Raw genomic sequence first — 18733 nt, 5'->3', positions numbered from 1 at the left:
CTACGGGTGACTCCGGAAGAAGGTGCGGATGTCGTCGACCAGCAGCTCAGGCACCTCCATGGCCGGGAAGTGGCCGCCGGCCTCGTACTCGTTCCAGGAGGTGTAGGCGCCGTACGGGTCGACGTCGCGGCGGACCGACATGTCGGCGGCGAACACGGCGACGCCGGTCGGCGGCATCGGCGGCGCCTCCCAGCCGCCGCTCTCTCCGTCGTCCGAAGCGGCCCGCGTGGCGAACTGCCGGTACGCCTCCATGCCCTCGTACACAGAGTGCGCCGAGGACCAGCCGAGCTCGTTGAACCAGTAGATGCTCACGTTCGTGAGCAGCTGGTCGAGGTCGACGGCGTCCTCGGGCAGCTCGTTCGCCGGGTCGGTCCACTCCTGGAACTTCTCGACGATCCAGGCGAGCTGGGCGACAGGTGAGTCGGTGAGCCCGTACGACAGCGTCTGCGGCCGGGTCGACTGGATCGACAGGTAGCCGATGCCGTCCTGCTGCCAGGCGTTGAACGCCTCGGCGCGCTCGCGGTCCTTGCCCTCCAGGCGCTCGAGGTCGACGGCCGGACCGAACGGGTACGGCGCGGGCCCGTTGATGTGCGACGCGATGACTCGGCCCGGCGCGACCATCGGCAGCATGCCGACGATGCCGGATCCGACATCGGTGCCCTGCGCGAGGAACCGGTCGTACCCGAGCCGGGTCATCACCTCGGCGAAGGCGCCGGCGACCCGGAACAGGTTGCCCCAGCCGGGTCCGGTGAGCGGGGAGAAGCCGTAGCCCGGGATCGACGGGAGGACCAGGTGCACCGCGTCCTCGGCCTTGCCGCCGTGCGCGACCGGGTCGGTGAGTGGGCCGACGACCTTGGCGAACTCGACGTACGAGCTGGGCCAGCCGTGCACCATCAGCAGCGGACGGGCGTTCGGCTCACTCGACCGGATGTGCGCGAAGTGGATCGGCTGGCCGTCGATCTCGGTGACGAACTGCGGAAGCTCGTTCAGCCGAGCCTCGGCCTTGCGCCAGTCGTACGCCGTCTGCCAGTACTCCACGATCTGCCGCAGGTAGCTGGTCGGTACGCCGCGGGTCCAGCCCAGGCCGGCGAGCTCGCGGGGCCAGCGAGTGTTCGCGAGCCGCGCGTGGAGGTCGTCCAGGTCGGCCTGCGGGACGTCGATGCGGAAGGGGCGGATGTCGTTCTGGTTCGTCGTCATGTCAAGAACCCTAGGAGCCAATGCGGAAAGGTTCGTTCCTCATTCGCTACGATGCTGAAGCAATGTTGGAGACCTCGGCACGACTGCTGAAGCTGCTGTCCCTGATGCAGGCCCACCAGCACTGGACCGGCCCGGAGCTTGCGTCGCGGCTGGGCGTGACGACGCGGACCGTGCGCAACGATGTGGAGCGGCTGCGGTCGCTCGGCTATCCGGTCGACGCGACGCCCGGCGTGGCCGGCGGCTACCGGCTCGGCGCCGGCGCCGCGTTGCCGCCGCTGCTCCTCGACGACGAGGAGGCGGTGGCGGTCGCGGTGGGGCTTCGTACGGCGGCCGGCGGGTCGGTGGCGGGCATCGAGGAGACGTCCGTGCGGGCGCTGGCGAAGCTGGAGCAGGTGCTGCCGTCGCGGCTGCGGCACCGCGTGAACGCGCTGCAAAGCTATCTGGTGTCGGTGCCGTCGGCAGGGCCGTCGGGGCCGGTGGTGGATCCGTCGGTGCTGACGACGCTCGCGGCGGTGTGCCGCGACCACGAGCAGCTGCGGTTCGACTACGCGACCCACTCGGGTACGACGTCGCTGCGCACTGCCGAGCCGTACCGGCTCGCGCACATGCGGGGCAGGTGGTACCTCGTCGCCTACGACCTGGACCGCGCGGACTGGCGCACCTTCCGCGTCGACCGGCTGACTCCGCGGATCCCGACCGGCCCGCGCTTCACGCCCCGCGAGCTGCCGTCCGAGGGCGTTGCGTCGTACGTCGACCGGGGCGTGTCGCAGGCGATGTGGGAGTTCCGCGCCCGGATCCGGGTGCTCGCGCCGTTGTCCGTGGTCGCGGCCCGGCTGCCGGCGACGGCGGGCGAGCTGACGGAGATCGACGAGTCGTCGTGCTACCTGGACGCCGGATCGGACGACCCGGGCATGCTGCTGCGGTACCTCAGCATGCTCGACCTCGACTTCTCGGTGGCGGAAGCGCCGGAGCTGGCCGACGAGGTGCGCAAGCTCGCGACCCGCTACGCCCGCGCGCTGGACTGACCGCCTCGCTCAGCCCGGCACCTCGGTGTTGAACGGCCGGACCTCGACCTTGCCGCGGCAGGCCTTCGAGGCCTCGGCGGCAAGCTCGAGGGCGAGGTCGCGGTCGGGTACGTCGATCACCCAGAAGCCGCCGATGTGCTCCTTGGTCTCCAGGTAGGGCCCGTCGGTCACCAGCGGCTCCTCACCCTGCCCGTCGACGACGGCCGCCGTCGTCGACGCCTGGTCGAGGCCGTCGGCGAAGACCCAGTGGCCGCTGGCCTTGAGCCGCTCGTTGAAGGCCTCGGTTTCGGCGAATGACTGCAGCATCTCCTCCCGCGACGGGTAGCCGTAGTTCTCGTCGAACTCCGCCGGGCCGTAGACCGCCATCAGGTACCTGGGCATCACGTTGCTCCTCGTCTGGTTGCCACGACCCCCATCCGACACCCCTCGCCCAAGGCTTGTCACCCCTTGTCGACCACCCCGACTGCTCAGCCCAAGCCTTTCCGGAAGCCCTCTCGCCAGCTCGGGTATCCGGGCGTCCAGCCCAGCTCGCGCTTGGCCTTGGCGTTCGACGAGCCTCGCACCGAGGTCATCAGGGCAAGCCCGAGCTCGCCGAGCATCGGCCTGGCCAGCCATGCCGGCAGCCGCATCGGCGGCTTGCCGCCGAGCTGCTCGGCCAGGTACGGCAGCCACTCGGACACCGGCGCGGGCTCGTCGTCCACGACGTTGTAGATGCCGGGCGCGCCCCGCTCCACCGCCGCCGCGGTCGCGGCCGCAGCGTCGTCGATGTGGATGAACGACCAGACGCCGGTGCCGCCGCCGACCACGGGGAACTTCCGGTGGCGGACCATCTCGCCCATGGTGCCGGTGCGCGACGCGGCGTTGCCCGGTCCGTAGAAGCTGCCGTAGCGCAGCGCCAGGCCCTCGATGCCGGGCGCGGTCGTGACGGCTCGCTCGACGTACCGGATGGCCGCCAGCGACTCGCGCGCCTCCTTGCCCGGGTCGTCAATCAGCGGGTCATCCTCGGTCTTGACCCAGGCGCCGGTGCGCTCGTTCGGCCAGGTCGTGTAGCTCTGCGCGACCACCCGGCGTACGCCGGCCTCCCGGGCGGCCGCGAGCAGGTGGTCGGTGCCCTCGGTCCGCAGCCGGTTGGTCATCGCGAAGTCCTTGTCGAACTTCTTCGGGTTGCCGCTCATCGCGCCCAGCGCGGTGAGCTGGTGGACGATGACGTCGGGTTTGGCGGCCGCCACGGCGGACCGCACGCTCTCGGCGTCGAGCGGGTCCATGACCACGCCGGTCGCCCCCTGCGCCTCAAGGCCGGCCACGGCACCCTCGTGCCGGGTGCTCCCGAAGACCTCGTGCCCCGCGTCCACCAGGATCGGCACCAGCCGGCTGCCCAGCGCTCCGGTCGCGCCCGCGATGAAGACTCGCATTGTTCTTTCCCTTCGTTCGGTTGTCGCCCCGTCCGACGAGATAGCCCCGGCCCCTGTGACAACCGGACCAGTGGTTGGATCGAGAGGTGATGGATCTCGGCGCGGCGCACGACCGGCTCCGGCCCCTGATGTTCTCGATCGCCTACCGGATGCTTGGCAGCGTGGCGGAGGCGGAGGACGTCGTTCAGGAGGCCTTCCTACGGCTGCACCGCAGTGCCCAGGACGGCATGGAGGTGGACAACCTCGACGCCTACGCCACCACCGTCACCACCCGGATCGCCATCGACACCCTGCGGTCGGCGCGCGTGCGCCGCGAGCAGTACGTCGGGCCGTGGCTGCCGGAGCCGATCGTGGCCGCCGACGACGGCGACCCGGCCCACCGGTTCGACCTCGACGAGACCGTGAGTACGGCGTTCCTCGTGCTGCTCGAGGCACTGACGCCGGTCGAGCGTGCGGTGTTCGTGCTGCGGGAGGTCGTCGGCTACGAGTACGACGACATCGCCGAGGTCGTCGACAAGAGCGCGACCAACTGCCGGCAGATCTTCGCCCGGGCACGCAAGCGCATCGAGGACGGCACGCCGCGGTTCGACCCGTCCCGGGAGCGCCGCGAGCGGCTCGCCTCGCAGTTCGTGGCCGCGCTCGGCGAGGGCGACGTCGCCGGCCTGGAGCGGCTGCTCGCCGACGACGTGGTGTTCGTCGGCGACGGCGGTGGCCGGGCGCCGGCGATCCGGAAGCCGATGGCGGGCGCCCTCGCGGTCACCCGGTTCCTCGTGGGCCTGATGCGCCAAGGCGAGCGCATCGACGTACGCCTCGAGCTCGGGGACGCCAACGGCCAGCCGGCGCTGCTGACCCGCGACGCCGGCGGCGCGCTGCTCGGCGTGATGACGATCGACGTCGACGGCGGCCGGATCACCCGGCTGCACAACGTCCTCAACCCGCAGAAGCTGGGCCACCTCGGTCCGGTCGGCGACCTCAGCGCCTTGCTGGGCGGTCGGTAGTCCGGCCAGAGTGGAGCCATGCTGAGACTGGTCATCCGCAGATCCGGCGGCGAATGGGCGGTCACTGACGGCGACGCCACGCTGGCGACCGCGCGTGGCGGCATGCTCAGCGACCGCCTGGAGATTCACCACAACGGCCGAGTGCTCCGAGCCGACCTGTCCAAGGGCGCGCTCGTGGTCACCGACTCGGCCACCGGTGAGCAGGTGGTCCGCGCGGCGCACATTCCGGGCCGCGACCCGCAGGTCGCCGTACGCGAGAAGTGGGCCGTGAGCTTTGCGACCGGCGCGGAGCTCGCCTGGATGTACAAGTCCGAGCCGCGGCAGATGGGCTTCTACGACGCCGCGGCGAACCCGGTGATGGTGATCGGACACCACATCTCCATCCAGGCGCCGCGCAAGGCCAGCGTCGTACGGATCCTGTTCCGGATGTGGACGGGCGCGGTCAAGTCGGCAGGCGAGTACGGCGCCGTGTTCGACGAGCCCGCCTTGGCGGCACTCAGCCTGACCTCGGACGCACCGCTGCTTGCGCTGCTCGGCATGACGCTGGAGCGGCGCTGGCAGGAGGGCAGCACGGAGTCGGCGGTCTACTAGCCGTCAGTCCGGCAGCGGGAGGTCGCCCGGGGTCTTGGTGTAGCCGAGCTGCTCGATGACCTTGCCCTCGCTGACCCGGGTCACGTTGACGCCGAGCACGGACTCCGCGTCGGTCGGGCCGAAGCGGTATCGCCACCGCACCGCGCCCCACTCGCCGTCGGCGAACACGTGGTTGACCTCGAAGGTGGTCGACTCGTCACGCATAAGCTCGGCCCAGAAGGCGACGCACGCGTCCTTGCCGACGTACGGCGTGCCGTCAGGCGCCGGCTGGGCCGACACCATCACGCAGTCGTCGTGGACGAGGGCGGCGAGCGCGTCGGTGTCGCCGCGCCGGAAGGCGTCGTTGAAACGGCCGATGGTCTCGGCGGTCTCGTTGGTGGCGGCGGTCGTTGCCGATGTGCTCATGTCGCTCGCTCCCTTGATAGATAGACTGGTCGGTCTATCACGACGATATAGACTGGTCGATCTACTGGCAAGAGGAAGGCCGCAACGGATGGCTACGACGACCCAGCCCGGGCCTCGGGAGCGGCTGCTCACCGCGGCTCAGGAGCTGTTCTACGCACGCGGACCAGCGGTCGGCGTGGACGCGCTGCTCAAGGAGGCCAACGTCGCGCGCCGGTCGCTCTACGAGCACTTCGGCGGCAAGGACGGCCTGGTCGCGGCGGTGCTCCGCCGCGCGGCCGACGAGGACCTTGCCTGGTACGAACAGGCGCTGGCCGGCTCGACAGACCCCCGGCGCCGGCTGCTCGGGCTGTTCGACCGGCTCGACGAGCTGGTCTCGAACGACGAGTTCCGCGGCTGTCGCTACTTCGCGAGCGACCTCACGTTCGCCGATCCCGACCACCCTGCCCACGCCGAGACCGAGGCCTTCCGGCAGCGCCTGCGCGAGCTCCTCGTGCGCGAGCTGAAGGCCCTGGGGCACCGCCGCCCGGCACGTGCCGCCGAGCAGTTGCACCTCCTGATCGAGGGCACGCTGGTGATGGGTGCCACCCAGGACGGCCAGCGCCCCGCGCGGGCTGCGCGCGACCTCGCCGCGCTCGTCCTCGACTGACCTCGCAACGGCTCTGAAAATACGGGCTTGACCTTGACGTAGCGTCAACCCTCGACGCTAGTCCGCATGAACCTCACAACACCCATGATGGAGGTCTCCGGACTGCGCAAGGCGTACGGCGACCACACCGTCCTCGACGGCATTGACCTGACCGTGCCCACCGGCACGGTCTACGCCCTCCTCGGGCCGAACGGTGCCGGTAAGACCACCACGGTCAACATCTGCTCGACCCTGCTCACCGCCGACGACGGCGAGGTGCGGGTCGCCGGTCACGACGTACGGCGCGAGTCCGACGCGGTCCGTCGCACGATCGGCCTCACCGGGCAGTTCTCCGCCATCGACGAACTGCTCACCGGCCGGGAGAACCTGCGGCTGATGGCCGACCTGGCTCACCTCGACCGAGCGACGGCGAAGGCCAGCGTCGACGCGCTGCTCGCGCGGCTCGACCTGGTCGACGCCGCCGACCGGCGGGCGCAGACCTACTCCGGCGGCATGAAGCGGAGGCTGGACCTGGCGATGACGCTGATCGCCCGGCCCCGGCTGATCTTCCTCGACGAGCCGACCACCGGCCTGGACCCGCGCAGCCGGCGCGAGCTGTGGTCGATCGTGCGGGAGCAGGTGGCCGACGGCGTGACCGTGCTGCTCACCACGCAGTACCTGGAGGAGGCCGACGCGCTCGCCGACCGGGTCGCCGTACTCGACGGTGGCCGGCTGGTCGCCGAGGGCACCCCGGCCGAGCTCAAGCGGCAGGTGCCGGGCGGCCACGTGCAGGTCGAGTTCACCGACGGGCGCAGCGAGCGGCTCGCCAGCGACGGCAGCGTCGCCTCGCTGCGCAAGATCCTCGACGGCCTGGACGACAGCGAGGTCGCCGGGGTGACCGTCGAGACCGCCGACCTGGACGACGTCTTCCTGGCCCTTACCGGCCACCCCACCACCGATGCCACGACCGAAGAGAAGGAGGTGCTCGCATGAGCACCACGTACGCCGTCCGCGACTCAGTCACCATGCTGCGCCGCAACCTGCTGCACTGGGTCCGCTACCCGTCGCTGGCGATCATGCTGGTGGCCCAGCCGATCCTGTTCCTGCTGCTGTTCGTCTACGTGTTCGGCGGCACGATGGGGGCCGGTCTGCCCGGCGCCCCGACCGGCGCCGATCGCACCGACTACCTGGAGTACATCACCCCCGGCATCCTGATCATGGCGGTGGCGAGCGTGGCCCTGGGTACGGCGATCTCGGTGGCGATGGACATGACCGGCGGCATCATCGCCCGGTTCCGGACCATGGACATCGCGAAGGTCTCGGTGCTGACCGGCCACGTGCTGGGCGCGGTGCTCAAGTCGCTGGTGGCGGTCGTGGTGACGCTCGGCTTCGCCGTACTGCTGGGCTACCGGTCCGACGCCAGCGTGGGCGAGTGGCTGGCGGCGTTCGGTCTGATCGTCCTGCTCACCTTCGCGCTGACCTGGCTCACCGTCGGGATGGGGCTGGCCGCCGACAGCGTCGAGACCGCGAGCAACACCCCGATGTTCCTGGTCCTGCTGCCGTTCATCAGCAGCGGGTTCGTGCCGACCGACGAGATGCCGTGGGGGCTGCGCCACTTCGCCGAGAACCAGCCGTTCACGCCGATGATCGACAGCCTGCGGGCGCTGACCTCCGGCCACTCGCCGGGCAACGACCTGTGGCTGGCAATCGGGTGGGCGGTGCTGATCGCGGCGCTTGGCTACCTGTGGTCGCGTCGCCTGTTCACCAAGGTTCCGGCACGCTGAGCACCATGTTGACCATCAGCGAGCTGGCGTCGTACGCCGGAGTCACGGTTCGCGCCGTGCGGCACTACCACGCCAAGGGACTGCTGCCGGAGCCCGAGCGGGATCGCTCGGGCTACCGGCGGTACGACGCCCTCGCGGTCGCGGACCTGATCAAGATCCGCACCCTCGCCGAGGCCGGCGTACCGCTGTCCCGGGTGCGCGAGCTGCTGGCGGCCGACGCCGACGAGTTCGCCGCCGCTGTCGTGGACATCGACAAGCGGCTGCGCGCGGAGATCCGGGACCGGCAGGAGCACCGCAAGCGGATCGCGCAGCTGGCGGCCGGCGACAACCTCGCGCTGCCGCCGGAGGCGGTCGCCTACCTGGCCCGGATGCGGGAGCTCGGGTTCCCGGAGCTGATGATCGCGGGCGAGCGGGACGCCTGGATCCTGGTCGCCGCCCAGGTCCCGGAGCACATGCCGACGTTCATGGCCCTCAAGCAAGGCCAGCTCGACGACCCGGCAGTCGTCGAGAGCTACCGGGAGATGGGCGAGGCCCTCTTCTGGGAGCCCGACGACGCGCGGCTGGCAACGATCGCCGACCAGATCGTCGGTTTCATGGAGGACGCCGACCCGGCGGAGCTGGCGGCCTTCGACGAGGAGGTCCAGATCCCCGATGGCCTGGTCAAGCTGCTCGACGCGGTGTTCGTGGACATGGTGCCGGCGGCGCCCCGGCTGCTGGAGCTGATCGAGGAGCGCGGCTGGACCGGCTGGACCAGGATGGAGCGTGTGGACTCCTCGCACCGCTAGCGGCAAGTTGGGTCCGCCCCGTCGTTGCCCTTCGAGAGCAGGCGGTGTTTCAATTTGCCGCGGCGGGCGAGCAAGCCCGCCCAACGAGGGGGAGCTCATGGCGCGCTGGCTTGTCGCTGTACTCATGCTGACCGGTCTGACGCTGACGGGCCCGCCCTCGCACGCGGCGGTGCAGGTGACTATCGGAGCCAGCCAGACCGTGTTCCGGGCGACAGATGCGGTCGCGGTCCGCGGTAAGGCGGTCGGCGCCAAGCCGGGGACCGTGGTCAAGCTCCAGCGTTGGGTGGGCGGCACCTGGAAGACGCTGCAGTCGAGGAAGACCTGGTCTGCGCAGACCTACTCCTTCTCGGTCCGACTGCCGGCGGGCGTCCAGTACGTTCGCGTCATCAAGCCCAGGCAGTTGGGACAGCCGGCCGCGGCTTCACCCAACCTCAAGCTGACGGCGCTGGTGATCACCTTGATCGCCGACAAGACCACGATGATGGCCGACGAGTGGCTCCACGTCAGCGGTACGACGATCGGCGCTCGGCTCGACAGCCAGGTGAACCTGCAAGTTCTGAGCAGCGAGGGCGTCTGGACGACGGTGTCGCACTTTGACGAGCGGCCGACCCGCGACTACTCCATGGAGACCCGGCTCGCTCCGGGTTACCAGTACGTCCGGGTGATGATGCCAAGGCAGCTCGGCCAGCCCTCGGTGGTGTCTCCGACGCTTCGGATCACAGTCCGCCGAAACCCGAAGCTCGTGGCGACCGCTGACTTCGAGAGCGTCTGGCCGGATCGCCAGCAGATCTCGCTGACCGGGGCCGTCACCGAAGGCCCGGCTTCCGCCGTCCTTGCGATGGAGCGGCTGGACGGCGAGGTGTGGGAACGTCTCGAGTCCCGTGCAGTGGCTGCGGGTGCGGAGGTCACGTTCGAGGACACCGCGGCGCCCGGCCGTCAGTACCGGCTCCGGCTGCTACCGACCACGCTGACCACGGGGCAGACCTCGCGGATCTTCGCAAACACGGCCGCGACGTACGTCATGACGCTCAACAGCGCGCTGGAGATCCGCAGCATCCAACCGACCACGGGTGCCGCGGCGCAGATCAGGGTCGAGGTCGCGGCTGGTGAGCGGGTGGAGGTCGTCAAGCGGTCGGACGTCGGGCACAGTGCCAGGGTCTACTCTCCATCGGGGGAGGTCGTCGCCGGCTTCACCGAAGGTGCCGCTCGGTTCACGGCCCGAGAGTCCGGCACCTACCTGATCGAGATCAGTGACTGGGCTCGGGAAGGCAGCCTGCAGTTGTGGCTATCCACTCCGAAGGTGGTGGAGACGACGGTGGACGACCCCGGGTTCGTCGTGGACACCGACCGGGCGGGCCAGTCGGTCGAGGTGCGTATCGACGCCAGCGCGACCGAGTTCTTCACCCTGCTGGCCGAGGCGACCACCGGCGAGACGCAGGTGTTGTACGACGGCGACGGGACCGTGGTGAAGCCCTTGCTGCCGGCAGTTCAGCGCTATCGCGAGGCGGTCTACCGGAGCAACGGCGGGACCTACACGCTCCGGATCTTCCCCAGCTACCACGAGCCGTTCGATGTCGCTGTGCGTGCCTTGTCGGCGACCTTGCTGGCCGGAAACGTTAACGGCGACACGGTCGAGGCGGTCGTCGCCGACCCACACCGCGTCGCACTGATCGAGTTCGAGCGACCGGCAGAGCGGGTGACCCTCGGCTACGAGTGTGAGGGGGATTGCAACGTCGAAGTCTTCGACGCCGCCACCGGCGAGCCGTCACCCGCGGGTGACGGGCGGAGCATCGTCGCCGTGTCCGGGTACGACGAACGGCTTCCGACGGCGCTTGTCCAGCTGACCACGCCGCTTCACCTCGACGCGACGGTCGGCGGCGAGCCGGTCGACATCGACCTCACCGGTTACTACCGCCGCGAGGTCGCTTTGCACTTCCGTGCCACGCAGGGCCAGGTGATTGCTGCCAGGCAGACGCACTCTGCCGGTGACACCTACCGGCCCGAGCTGACCCTCGCCGGCGTGACCGTGCCGAACTATCTCCGCACCTGGCGCGGCCTGTGGGCCATTCCCGCCGACGACGAGTACACCATGACCCTCACGGGGTTCCGCGGGTATACCGGGACGCTCGCTGTGGAGACGGCCGAGCGTCTGGAGCTGCCTGGCGACGGCACTCCGACCACCGTGGAGATCGACGAGCCCGGCGAGACGATCGTGGCCCGAATTCCGATGCCAGCCGGGGTGATCTTGCACGCGACCCTTGACGAGGTCGCCGCCAGTCTCGGCGACACGTGGGACGTCACCCTGATCACTCCCGACAACACCTACTGGTACAACTCCTGGGCCATACCGGGCACGCTTCCGCCGGAGGTGGTCAGAGAGCCGGGCGACATCCTGGCGCTGATCTCCGCCGACCAGACCGGATCGCTGCGGCTCGCCTTCAGGCCTCGCGACTGAGACCGGCGGCGTACCCGAGCTCAGCCGCGCGTCAGTCGTCGCGCATCGAGCGGCGGTCGCCGACCGGGCCGTCGGTCAGCGGGAAGGCCAGTGAGCCGGCGCGCACCCACCACTCCATGACGTCGTAGGCGAGCCGCCCGGCGACGACCGACGGGTCGGCATCCGAGAGCCGAGCGGCCTCGGCCGAGTCGCAGGCGAACACCGACATCCCGCGGTACGACGGGTCGGACTGCTCGTCGAACGGCCCGTTGGCGACCAGCGTCCCCTGCCGCACCAGCTCGGCGCGGTAGGCGAGATGGCGGGCCTGGAGGTCGTCGAGCTCGTCCTCGGGAAGGTCCGGGGCGTCGGCCGGGCGGCGCAGGACCACCACGGTGTAGACGTCGAACGCGTCGGGGATGTTGGGGTCGCGGGCCATCACCGGCTCCCATCGTCGGGGATGCTGATCAGGGTCTGCTGTCCGGCGGCGACCAGCTTGCGCTGGTCCCCCTCGACCGCGAACACCTCGAGCTGGCAGACGCTGATGGTCCGCCCGGGCCGGAGGACGGTGCCGATCGCCTCCAGGTGGTCGCCGGCCGCGGGCGCGAGCAGGTTGAGCTTGTACTCGACGGTCAGCACCTCGGAGGTCGCCGGCATCAGGGTGTACGCGGCGTACCCGCCCGCGCTGTCGGCGATCGCGCTGGTGGCGCCGGCGTGCACGTAGCCGTGCTGCTGGCTCACCTCGGGCCGGCTCGGCAGCCTGATCTGCACGCGGCCCAGTTCTACGTCGGTGAGCTCGGCGCCGAGCAGCGCCATCAGGCCCTGCTGGGCGAAGCTGTCCCGGACCCGGGCGATGATCTCGTCGGTGGTCTCGGCGGTCACGGCAGCCCCAGCTCCCAAATGCGCTCAGGGTCGAGCAGCCCGTCGAGTGTCCCGGTGCTGCCGGCCAGCGCGAGCGGCCAGCCGCGCTGCTCGGCGAACCCGTGGAAGAAGCCCTCCGAGACCTCGTTGCTCGCGTCGATGGTGAGCAGCAGCCGCCGGCACCCGCGCGTGGCGGCGCGGCGCCCGAACTCGGTCACCAGGGCGCCACCCACCCCGGTCCGGCGCCGGTCCGGCGCGACCACGATCTGCAGCAGCAGCGCCGCCTCGGGCTGGAAGGGGTAGACGCCGACGACGTACCCGGCCAGGCCCTCTCCGGCGTCGGGCACCACCAGCACGGCGTCCGCGGCCATCGCCTGCAGCACCCAGTAGGTGTACGCCGTGTGCGCGACGACGCCCGGATCCTCGGCCGCCATCCTGGCGATGACGGGGAAGTCGGTATCGACTGCTGGACGGACCTCCGCTGCGCGCGACTGCACGTGTTCATCCTGGCATCCGGTCGGCAAAAGGACCCCCAACGCCGGGCGTCGCGGTGCCATAGTGGCGCGCATGGCTGCGGGCGTACCCCTGGGTTGGCGGGTCGGCGTGGAGGAGGAGCGGTTCGTCCTGGTCGACGGCCGGGCACCCGCCACGGCGGAGTTCCGGGCGCTCATCACGGAGCTCGCGCGGCGCGGTGGGTACGCCGTCGCCGAGGTCGGCACCACCGCCGGACCGCTGCTCGAGGCGCGGCGGGAGACGCCGACCGGCCGGGTCACGGTCAAGCACGACTACGGCACCCATCTGGTCGAGGTGGCCTATCCGCCGGTGTCGACGCGGGACGAGCTGGTCGCGCTGTACGCCGAGGTGTGGGACGGGCTGCGGCCCGCGGCCGAGGCGACCGGCGTCGACTTCCTCGACACCAGCTACCTTGCCGACCTACCGGCCGGTTACGTCTACGCCGAGCACGACATGTACGCGGCCCGGACCGAGCGGCTCATCGGCCGGCCGCTGCCGCCGGCACCGCTCGCCGCGCCGCACTTCCTCGCCCACCTGGCCGCGACCCAGGTGACGATCGAGGTCGACCCGGAATGGCTGGTCGCGCATCTGCCGGCGGCGTACTCCCTCCTCTATCTCGTGCCGTCCACGTTCTCCCGACCGCAGCAGGTCGGCGGCCGGAGCTACCGCGCCGCCCGGCCGCCGGCGTACCGCGACAACCTGCCGCACCACCCGCTGGCGGGTGTCCCGCGAGAGCTGCCGTCGACGCTGGCCGACTACCGGAGGACACAGGCAGACGTGCCGCTCGGGCTCCGCGACTACTCCTTCTTCAGCATCCGCGACAACGGGCTGGTGGAGGTGCGAGTCGGCGATGCGCTGCCCACGGCCGGCGCGGTCGCCGACCTGGTCGCGCTCGTCCTCGGCCTGGTCCGGTACGCCGCCGACGCGGCGCCGTCCGCGGCTCCGGCCGACGAGTTCTACCGGTTCTGCGAGGACGGGACGCTGCCGGACCGGGCGCGCGAGGATCTCGCCGCGATGAGCGAGGCGATCGACGCGCTGCCTCTGGCCTGGCGACCGCCGGTGCCGGTCCTGGCCGAGGGAGCGGTCCGATGAGCGGCATCCCGGGCTCGTACCGTTCGCCGCGCTGCGTGGTGCGGCCGAGCGGCGTACACGGCTCTGGGCTGTTCGCCGCCGAGCCGATCCCGCAGGGCGAGGTGATCGCGATCCGCGGCGGGCACATCGTGCCGAAGGCGGTCGCCCTCGACATCGACGCGAGGCTGGGCGGCTACAGCCACCCGCTGACCGACGACTGGTTCCTGGCACCGCTCGACGCCTCCGAGGTCGAGGACGTGGTGATCTTCTTCAACCACGGGTGTACGCCGAACATCGCGCCGCAGGGCCAGGTGGTCTTCGCCGCCACCCGCGACATCGCGGCCGGCGAGGAGATCCTCTGCGACTACGTGACGATCGTCTGCTACCCCGAGTACAAGCTCCAGTGCCGCTGCGGCTCGGCCGAGTGCCGAAGCGTGGTCACCGGCGACGACTGGCGCACGCCCGAGCTGCAGCAGCGCTACAGGGGGCGGTTCTCCACGCAGATCCAGCAGAAGATCGACGCCGGGAGGGGCGGGGAGAGTCATGAGTGAGGTGAACTGGGCCGAGCTGGTGCTCGGCGCCCTGATCGCGGTGGCGGTGCCGGTGGCCTGGCAGGTCGCGCTGCTGGTCTACCGGCGGATGCGCAAGAACGACCTGTGCGGCACCTGGTACGAGTACAACCTCAGCCGTCGCGACGGCGACATGATCGTGGTCCGAGAGGTGTGGCAGGTCTCGCCCAGCCTGCGCCACGAGCTCCACTTCACAGCCGTCGGCGAGGGCTACGCGTACTCCGGGAGCATGACCAAGGAACGCCACCACCTGGTCGCCGACTACCGCGGCAAGGGGCACGAGGAGTCGGTCTACTGTCGGTTCGAGCTGCCAGCCACCACCGGAGCCCGGCAGATGCTCGGGCTCTGGGTCGGCTTCGACTTCGACAACAACTTGGTCGCCGGCCCGCAGATCCTCTCCCGCGCCGACCTGCCCGACGAGGACCGGCGGGCCCGGCTGCTCCAGATCGCCGTACCGGAGGAGGACGGACCGCTGCTCGCGCTCCGCCTCCCCCGGTGGCGCCGGGTCGGCCCGGTTACCGAACCTCGTCAATGAGGCCCGGCTCGGGATTCGATTTGAGCGACAGGTACTTCTCCAACGAGCGAAGACCCGCGACCCGCTCGTCCTTCATCGGGTCGCCGCTGCCGTCCATGGCGCCGGCCGCGATCGGGTCGCCGTCGGCATCGAGATAGGTGACGCGTTCCAGGGCGCGGAACTCGCCCCACTCGGACGGGTCCGCGGGTACGCCGTCGGGCAGCTCGCCGACATGGTCGAGCAGCACGAATCCGCTCGCTTGCCTGTCCACCACGGTCGTCTTGCCGTCGCCCGTGCGGAACGCGACCGACGCCACCGCCGCGGGCAGTCGATCTGTCACGCGCACCACAAACGTGCGGCAGCCGGGATCGGGGCTGTCCTCGACCAGGGCGCAGCCCGAACCGACTGCCGCCGCGGTTCGGAGCGAGCTCCCCGGGGCGAGGAAGTGCCTCACGCCCGATGAGGTGATCGGGCCGGGCGGAAAGAAGTACGTCAGCGTTGGCGAGGTCTGTCCGGACCTGGGGAGCGAGCACTCCGCCCAGACCTTCTCGTCGGCGGCCATCAGCACGTACGTCGTCTGGTCCGGCGTCTCCGCCCTCGCCACGATCGTGGGATGTCCCACGCTGTAGACGGCATCGACCGCCTCCTCGCTGTTGCCGTCGAGGGTGCGGCACCTCTCGATGATCTGGTCGTCGGCCGTCGCACCGGGGGTTGCGACCTGGGTGTCGGGGGAGTCCTCGGTCAGCCCGGTGCCGGCGTACGCCGATCCGGCGACGACCGCGAGCGCTGCCAGGCCGGCTCCGGTGACCGCCAGTCGCCGGCGTACCAGCCGACGGCGTCCCGCCTTGACAGCGGACGGCGCCAGGTTGGTGGGTGGCGGCGTCTCGGTGGCGGCCTCGTACATCGTGGAAAAGCTCTCGGGTGTCATCTCGTTGTTCCTTCCGGCGCAAGCAGAGTGTGGAGGCGCTCCAGGGCGCGGGACGTGTGGCTCTTGACCGTGCCTTCGCTGACGCCGAGGACGTCGGCGGTCTCGGCGACGGACAGCCCGATCCAGTGGCGGAGTACGACAGCCGCCCGCTGCCTGCCGGGCAGCTCGCCGAGTGCCCGGATCAGGTCGTGCCAGTCGGCCGGGTCGCCCTGACTCGGTGCGGGGTGGTCGAATCCTTCGAGGCCGACGGAGACGCGTCGCCATGGGCGGCGGCTCTCGTCGATGGCCTCGCGGACCATGATCTTGCGGACGTAGGCGTCCTCTGCCCCCTTGCGGCGCACCTTGGGCCACGCGACGTACAGCCTGGCCAGCGCGGTCTGCACCAGGTCGTCGGCCGCCGGCCAGCTTCCTGTCAGCCCGTAGGCGATCCTGCGGAGCTGGGTCTGCCGGGCGGCTACGAACCCGGTGAAGTCGTCCCGATGATCGCGTCCCATCTGCACCCCTCCTCGACTCGGTGTTCGGTCATCTGTCCCGGGAAGGACGAGATGAGGTACCGATCCGTTGTCACGGCGTCGCCGCTACTCCGGGGCGTAGTCGAGGCCGAGCGCCGCGAGCGCGGTGGCCAGCCGGTCCAGTGCGATCGGGCCGACGCCGTGCAGGGCGGCGAGGTCGCGGCGGGTCCAGGCGCTGACCGCCTCCAGCGTGTGTACGTCGGCCTCGCGCAGCGCTCGGGTCGCGGGCGCGCCGATCGAGCGCGGCAACGGCGTTCCGGTACGCCGCGGCGGCCGGTCCCGGGGACCGTCCTCGTGGTCGAGCACCGCCTCGCCGCGGGGCGAGAGCCGATAGCCGATCGCGAGCGACTCGGTCAGCCCGCGCCCCTTGAGCTTGCGTACGTCGGTCTTGAACTCGGCCGTCGGCCGGCCGAGCTGCGCGGCGAGCTCGGGTGCCCGGACCTCCGGGTTGGCGTCGATGATCCGCAGCGTGGTGCGGGTCCAGGCGCCGATCGACGACGCGGCGTCGAGCCTGTCGAGCCCGGCCAGGATCTCGACGGTCTCCTCGGCCGTGGGGATGGTCTCGCGAAGGCTGTCGCGGGGATCGGCGCCGGCGTACTTGAGGCCGACCCGGAACACCTTGCCGTCCGGCCGAGCACTGAGGTTGGTCTTGAGTGCGGCCAGCGACCCCGCGCCGCACCGGCGTGCATCCTCGGCGCGGAGTGCGGACAGCGGGACCTGCTCGACGCTGGTCACCTCTAGCAGCCCGACGGCGGTCCGGAGCCGGGTCCCGACCTTCACCCGGGCCCGGTCCCAGCGCCGGAACGCCAGGTCGATCTGGCCATCGCGGATCGCCTCGAGCTCGACCGGTCGAATCATCACCCTCGGAGCATAGGCAGCACCTAGGATCGGGGCTAATGCGTGTGCGATCTCGGGAGGAAACTGCATGCTGCGACTCCGACCTGTCCTGATGGCGACGGTGGCCTGCGCCGTGCTGGCCGCGTGTGACGCTGCGCCCGCGCCGACGTCCGCGCCGACGACGCCGGCACCGGGGCAGGCGGACGGGACGTCGTACGACGACCGTCAGCTGGTCGCAGCGCTGCCGCAGACCATGGCCCAGCTGCGGGTGCCGGTGAGCGAGAAGTGCCTCAGCCTCAGCGAGGCCTGCTCGTCGACCGGCGCACCCGGGGTCGCCTACGTCCAAGGTGGAGGCGACGGCAGCACCGGCGACTTCGACGTGGCCGTCCGTGTCTTCCGAACCTGGGACGCGGAGGCCTGGGCCGACCACGTCGGCGCCTGTCCGCGAGGCAGGTTCGAGAAGCCGGTCGAGCTGACGCCCGAGTACGGCGAGGGCTCGTTCCTGCCCGGAGAGCGGGGGGTCTCGCGGCGTACCGACTGGGCGGTCGGGACCTGGTCCGGCTTCGTCTGCCAGAAGAGCCTGGTCTATCTGGGACCCGAGAATCGGGCCTCCGCGCGACACCGCTCGGTCTACGCGTTGCTGCACAACGGCCACCATCTGCTCCGCGTCGACGGGCGGACCGCGGCGGAGACCCGGGTGCTCGCCGGCGAGTACCTATGGCGGCTGGAGCACCCCGACCCGGCTAGCGACGGGCGCTGAGCGCCTCTCCGGTAGCGGTCCGCGAGTAGAGCACCTCGCGCCCATCCCGGCGCCGTACCACCAGACCGTTGCGGCGCAGCACGGCGAGGTGGGTGTTGACGCCGCCCGGACTCCAGCCGGTACGCCGAGCGAGGGTGGCCGTGGAAGCCGGACGGTCGAGGGAGCGGAGCAGCGCTGCCCGGCGCCTCCCGAGCAGGTCCTCCAGGTGGCTGTCGGCCGCGGCCTCAAGCAGCCACAGGACGCCGATGCCGGGCGGCTGGTAGGTGAGCGCGGGGTCCCACGGCCCGTCGATGCGCGCCCACGCACGCCAGGCGAGCACGGACGGGACCAGCAGCAGCCCCCGGCCGTTGAGCTGGACCGTGCGGGGACCGGCCTTGGCCGGCGACAGCGTCAGCGTGCTGCCGTCCCAGCTGAGCCTCGGGTCGAGATCGTCGAACGCCGCCGACCCGCCCGCGGCGACCAGCCGCCGTGCCCGGGCCGCGATCTCGCTCTCGAGGAACGGCACGATCAGGCCCCACCACGGCTCGAGCGCGGCCTCCCAGAACGCGCGCATCTGGTCGACCAGCTCGCTGACGGCGGCGGCCGTGTCGTCCACGAACGGCCGCAGGTCGGCCGTCGCGGACGCCGTGGCCAAGGCCAAGGAGCTCGCCGGTGACCGGACGGTGGCGGTGGCAGCTGGGGAGGTCGGCGGCCAGGTGCTCGCACTGGGACTGGTCGACGTGGTGGCGATGGACGTGGTGCCGGTCGTCTTCGGGTCTGGCAAGAGGTACTTCGGCTCGGTCGACGCCCAGCACCTGTTGGAGGACCCCGACGTCGTCCTTCAGGGCGACCGGGTCCTGCACCTGCGCTACCGAGTACGCCGCGCTGACTGAGAGGCTGGCTGGCATGGACCAGGACGTCGTGGACCAGCCAGTC

At 70.9% G+C, this 18733-nt stretch carries 23 protein-coding genes and 1 pseudogene; 13 read left to right on the top strand and 11 right to left on the bottom strand.

Annotated elements, in window-relative coordinates:
- Positions 1 to 1197 (bottom strand): epoxide hydrolase family protein, encoded by a 1197-nt coding sequence (locus DDV73_RS09390; protein WP_109506972.1) that lies wholly within the window; start codon positions 1195 to 1197, stop codon positions 1 to 3.
- A gap of 62 nt (positions 1198 to 1259) precedes the next feature.
- On the opposite strand from DDV73_RS09390, the gene DDV73_RS09385 reads away from it, so the two are divergent.
- Positions 1260 to 2222, top strand: coding sequence for a helix-turn-helix transcriptional regulator (locus DDV73_RS09385; protein ID WP_161962339.1), 963 nt, complete (start codon positions 1260 to 1262; stop codon positions 2220 to 2222).
- 9 nt (positions 2223 to 2231) lie between these two features.
- Here DDV73_RS09385 and DDV73_RS09380 read toward each other — a convergent pair whose 3' ends face one another.
- Together DDV73_RS09380 and DDV73_RS09375 are read right to left on the bottom strand one after the other, a co-directional pair.
- A complete protein-coding gene (locus tag DDV73_RS09380; protein ID WP_109506970.1) occupies positions 2232 to 2603 on the bottom strand; it encodes a YciI family protein in 372 nt (123 codons plus the stop codon).
- 86 nt (positions 2604 to 2689) lie between these two features.
- On the bottom strand, positions 2690 to 3634 hold the full coding sequence (locus DDV73_RS09375; RefSeq protein ID WP_109506969.1) for an NAD-dependent epimerase/dehydratase family protein: 945 nt from the start codon (positions 3632 to 3634) through the stop codon (positions 2690 to 2692).
- An 89-nt stretch (positions 3635 to 3723) separates the two neighbouring features.
- Between DDV73_RS09375 and DDV73_RS09370 the strand changes: the two genes are divergently transcribed.
- Together DDV73_RS09370 and DDV73_RS09365 are read left to right on the top strand one after the other, a co-directional pair.
- The gene (locus DDV73_RS09370) at positions 3724 to 4632 is read left to right on the top strand and encodes an RNA polymerase sigma-70 factor (protein ID WP_109506968.1); all 909 of its coding nucleotides are present in this window, start codon (positions 3724 to 3726) and stop codon (positions 4630 to 4632) included.
- An 18-nt stretch (positions 4633 to 4650) separates the two neighbouring features.
- Positions 4651 to 5223, top strand: coding sequence for a hypothetical protein (locus tag DDV73_RS09365; RefSeq protein ID WP_109506967.1), 573 nt, complete (start codon positions 4651 to 4653; stop codon positions 5221 to 5223).
- A gap of 3 nt (positions 5224 to 5226) precedes the next feature.
- Here the strand turns inward: DDV73_RS09365 and DDV73_RS09360 are convergent, their stop codons facing one another.
- Positions 5227 to 5628 (bottom strand): nuclear transport factor 2 family protein, encoded by a 402-nt coding sequence (locus DDV73_RS09360; RefSeq protein ID WP_109506966.1) that lies wholly within the window; start codon positions 5626 to 5628, stop codon positions 5227 to 5229.
- An 88-nt stretch (positions 5629 to 5716) separates the two neighbouring features.
- On the opposite strand from DDV73_RS09360, the gene DDV73_RS09355 reads away from it, so the two are divergent.
- The 5 genes from DDV73_RS09355 to DDV73_RS09335 all read left to right on the top strand — a co-directional run bounded on the left by DDV73_RS09355 (position 5717) and on the right by DDV73_RS09335 (position 11277).
- A complete protein-coding gene (locus DDV73_RS09355) occupies positions 5717 to 6274 on the top strand; it encodes a TetR/AcrR family transcriptional regulator (protein ID WP_109506965.1) in 558 nt (185 codons plus the stop codon).
- A gap of 66 nt (positions 6275 to 6340) precedes the next feature.
- Complete coding sequence (locus tag DDV73_RS09350) at positions 6341 to 7246, top strand: ABC transporter ATP-binding protein (protein ID WP_109506964.1); 906 nt, start codon at positions 6341 to 6343, stop codon at positions 7244 to 7246.
- On the top strand, positions 7243 to 8037 hold the full coding sequence (locus tag DDV73_RS09345) for an ABC transporter permease (RefSeq protein ID WP_109506963.1): 795 nt from the start codon (positions 7243 to 7245) through the stop codon (positions 8035 to 8037). The genes DDV73_RS09350 and DDV73_RS09345 overlap by 4 nt, the downstream gene beginning before the upstream one ends.
- A gap of 5 nt (positions 8038 to 8042) precedes the next feature.
- Positions 8043 to 8822, top strand: a complete 780-nt coding sequence (locus tag DDV73_RS09340) for a MerR family transcriptional regulator (protein WP_109506962.1) — start codon at positions 8043 to 8045, stop codon at positions 8820 to 8822.
- Positions 8823 to 8919: 97 nt separating this feature from the next.
- On the top strand, positions 8920 to 11277 hold the full coding sequence (locus DDV73_RS09335; RefSeq protein WP_109506961.1) for a hypothetical protein: 2358 nt from the start codon (positions 8920 to 8922) through the stop codon (positions 11275 to 11277).
- 31 nt (positions 11278 to 11308) lie between these two features.
- Here DDV73_RS09335 and DDV73_RS09330 read toward each other — a convergent pair whose 3' ends face one another.
- The 3 genes from DDV73_RS09330 to DDV73_RS09320 are packed head-to-tail and all read right to left on the bottom strand — an operon-like array spanning position 11309 to position 12611.
- Positions 11309 to 11692 (bottom strand): YciI family protein, encoded by a 384-nt coding sequence (locus DDV73_RS09330; protein WP_109506960.1) that lies wholly within the window; start codon positions 11690 to 11692, stop codon positions 11309 to 11311.
- Positions 11692 to 12135: a PaaI family thioesterase gene (locus DDV73_RS09325; RefSeq protein WP_240617197.1), complete on the bottom strand. Its 444-nt coding sequence runs from the start codon at positions 12133 to 12135 to the stop codon at positions 11692 to 11694. Before DDV73_RS09325 ends, DDV73_RS09330 begins: the two co-directional genes overlap by 1 nt.
- Complete coding sequence (locus tag DDV73_RS09320) at positions 12132 to 12611, bottom strand: GNAT family N-acetyltransferase (RefSeq protein ID WP_161962338.1); 480 nt, start codon at positions 12609 to 12611, stop codon at positions 12132 to 12134. Before DDV73_RS09320 ends, DDV73_RS09325 begins: the two co-directional genes overlap by 4 nt.
- 70 nt (positions 12612 to 12681) lie before the next feature.
- Between DDV73_RS09320 and DDV73_RS28205 the strand changes: the two genes are divergently transcribed.
- From DDV73_RS28205 to DDV73_RS09310, 3 genes are read left to right on the top strand one after another with little or no spacing between them, the layout of a single operon-like run.
- Positions 12682 to 13719 carry a hypothetical protein gene (locus DDV73_RS28205; RefSeq protein WP_161962337.1) on the top strand — a complete coding sequence of 346 codons (1038 nt, stop codon included), beginning with the start codon at positions 12682 to 12684 and terminating at the stop codon, positions 13717 to 13719.
- On the top strand, positions 13716 to 14249 hold the full coding sequence (locus DDV73_RS28200) for an SET domain-containing protein (RefSeq protein WP_161962336.1): 534 nt from the start codon (positions 13716 to 13718) through the stop codon (positions 14247 to 14249). Before DDV73_RS28205 ends, DDV73_RS28200 begins: the two co-directional genes overlap by 4 nt.
- Positions 14242 to 14802, top strand: coding sequence for a hypothetical protein (locus DDV73_RS09310; protein ID WP_109506958.1), 561 nt, complete (start codon positions 14242 to 14244; stop codon positions 14800 to 14802). Before DDV73_RS28200 ends, DDV73_RS09310 begins: the two co-directional genes overlap by 8 nt.
- Here DDV73_RS09310 and DDV73_RS09305 read toward each other — a convergent pair.
- From DDV73_RS09305 to DDV73_RS09295, 3 genes are all read right to left on the bottom strand, one after another.
- Positions 14783 to 15709 carry a hypothetical protein gene (locus DDV73_RS09305; protein WP_154402681.1) on the bottom strand — a complete coding sequence of 309 codons (927 nt, stop codon included), beginning with the start codon at positions 15707 to 15709 and terminating at the stop codon, positions 14783 to 14785. The genes DDV73_RS09310 and DDV73_RS09305 overlap by 20 nt on opposite strands.
- Complete coding sequence (locus tag DDV73_RS09300) at positions 15706 to 16203, bottom strand: SigE family RNA polymerase sigma factor (RefSeq protein WP_109506956.1); 498 nt, start codon at positions 16201 to 16203, stop codon at positions 15706 to 15708. Before DDV73_RS09300 ends, DDV73_RS09305 begins: the two co-directional genes overlap by 4 nt.
- A gap of 84 nt (positions 16204 to 16287) precedes the next feature.
- Positions 16288 to 17082 (bottom strand): hypothetical protein, encoded by a 795-nt coding sequence (locus DDV73_RS09295; protein ID WP_206050780.1) that lies wholly within the window; start codon positions 17080 to 17082, stop codon positions 16288 to 16290.
- A gap of 64 nt (positions 17083 to 17146) precedes the next feature.
- On the opposite strand from DDV73_RS09295, the gene DDV73_RS09290 reads away from it, so the two are divergent.
- The gene (locus DDV73_RS09290) at positions 17147 to 17818 is read left to right on the top strand and encodes a hypothetical protein (RefSeq protein ID WP_109506955.1); all 672 of its coding nucleotides are present in this window, start codon (positions 17147 to 17149) and stop codon (positions 17816 to 17818) included.
- On the opposite strand, the gene DDV73_RS09285 is transcribed toward DDV73_RS09290, so the two are convergent.
- Entirely contained in the window at positions 17802 to 18413 is a 612-nt protein-coding gene (locus DDV73_RS09285) for an ArsR/SmtB family transcription factor (protein WP_154402680.1), read from the bottom strand. The genes DDV73_RS09290 and DDV73_RS09285 overlap by 17 nt on opposite strands.
- Positions 18414 to 18432: 19 nt before the next feature.
- Between DDV73_RS09285 and DDV73_RS09280 the strand changes: the two are divergent.
- Positions 18433 to 18690, top strand: a pseudogene (locus DDV73_RS09280) (dihydrofolate reductase family protein); the annotation flags it as partial.
- Positions 18691 to 18733 lie beyond the last annotated feature (43 nt).

Source organism: Nocardioides speluncae (assembly GCF_003121585.1).
Lineage (GTDB): Bacteria > Actinomycetota > Actinomycetes > Propionibacteriales > Nocardioidaceae > Nocardioides > Nocardioides speluncae.
The sequence above is the reverse complement of the archived record's forward strand: the minus strand, read 5'-3'. Positions and strand labels throughout refer to the sequence as shown.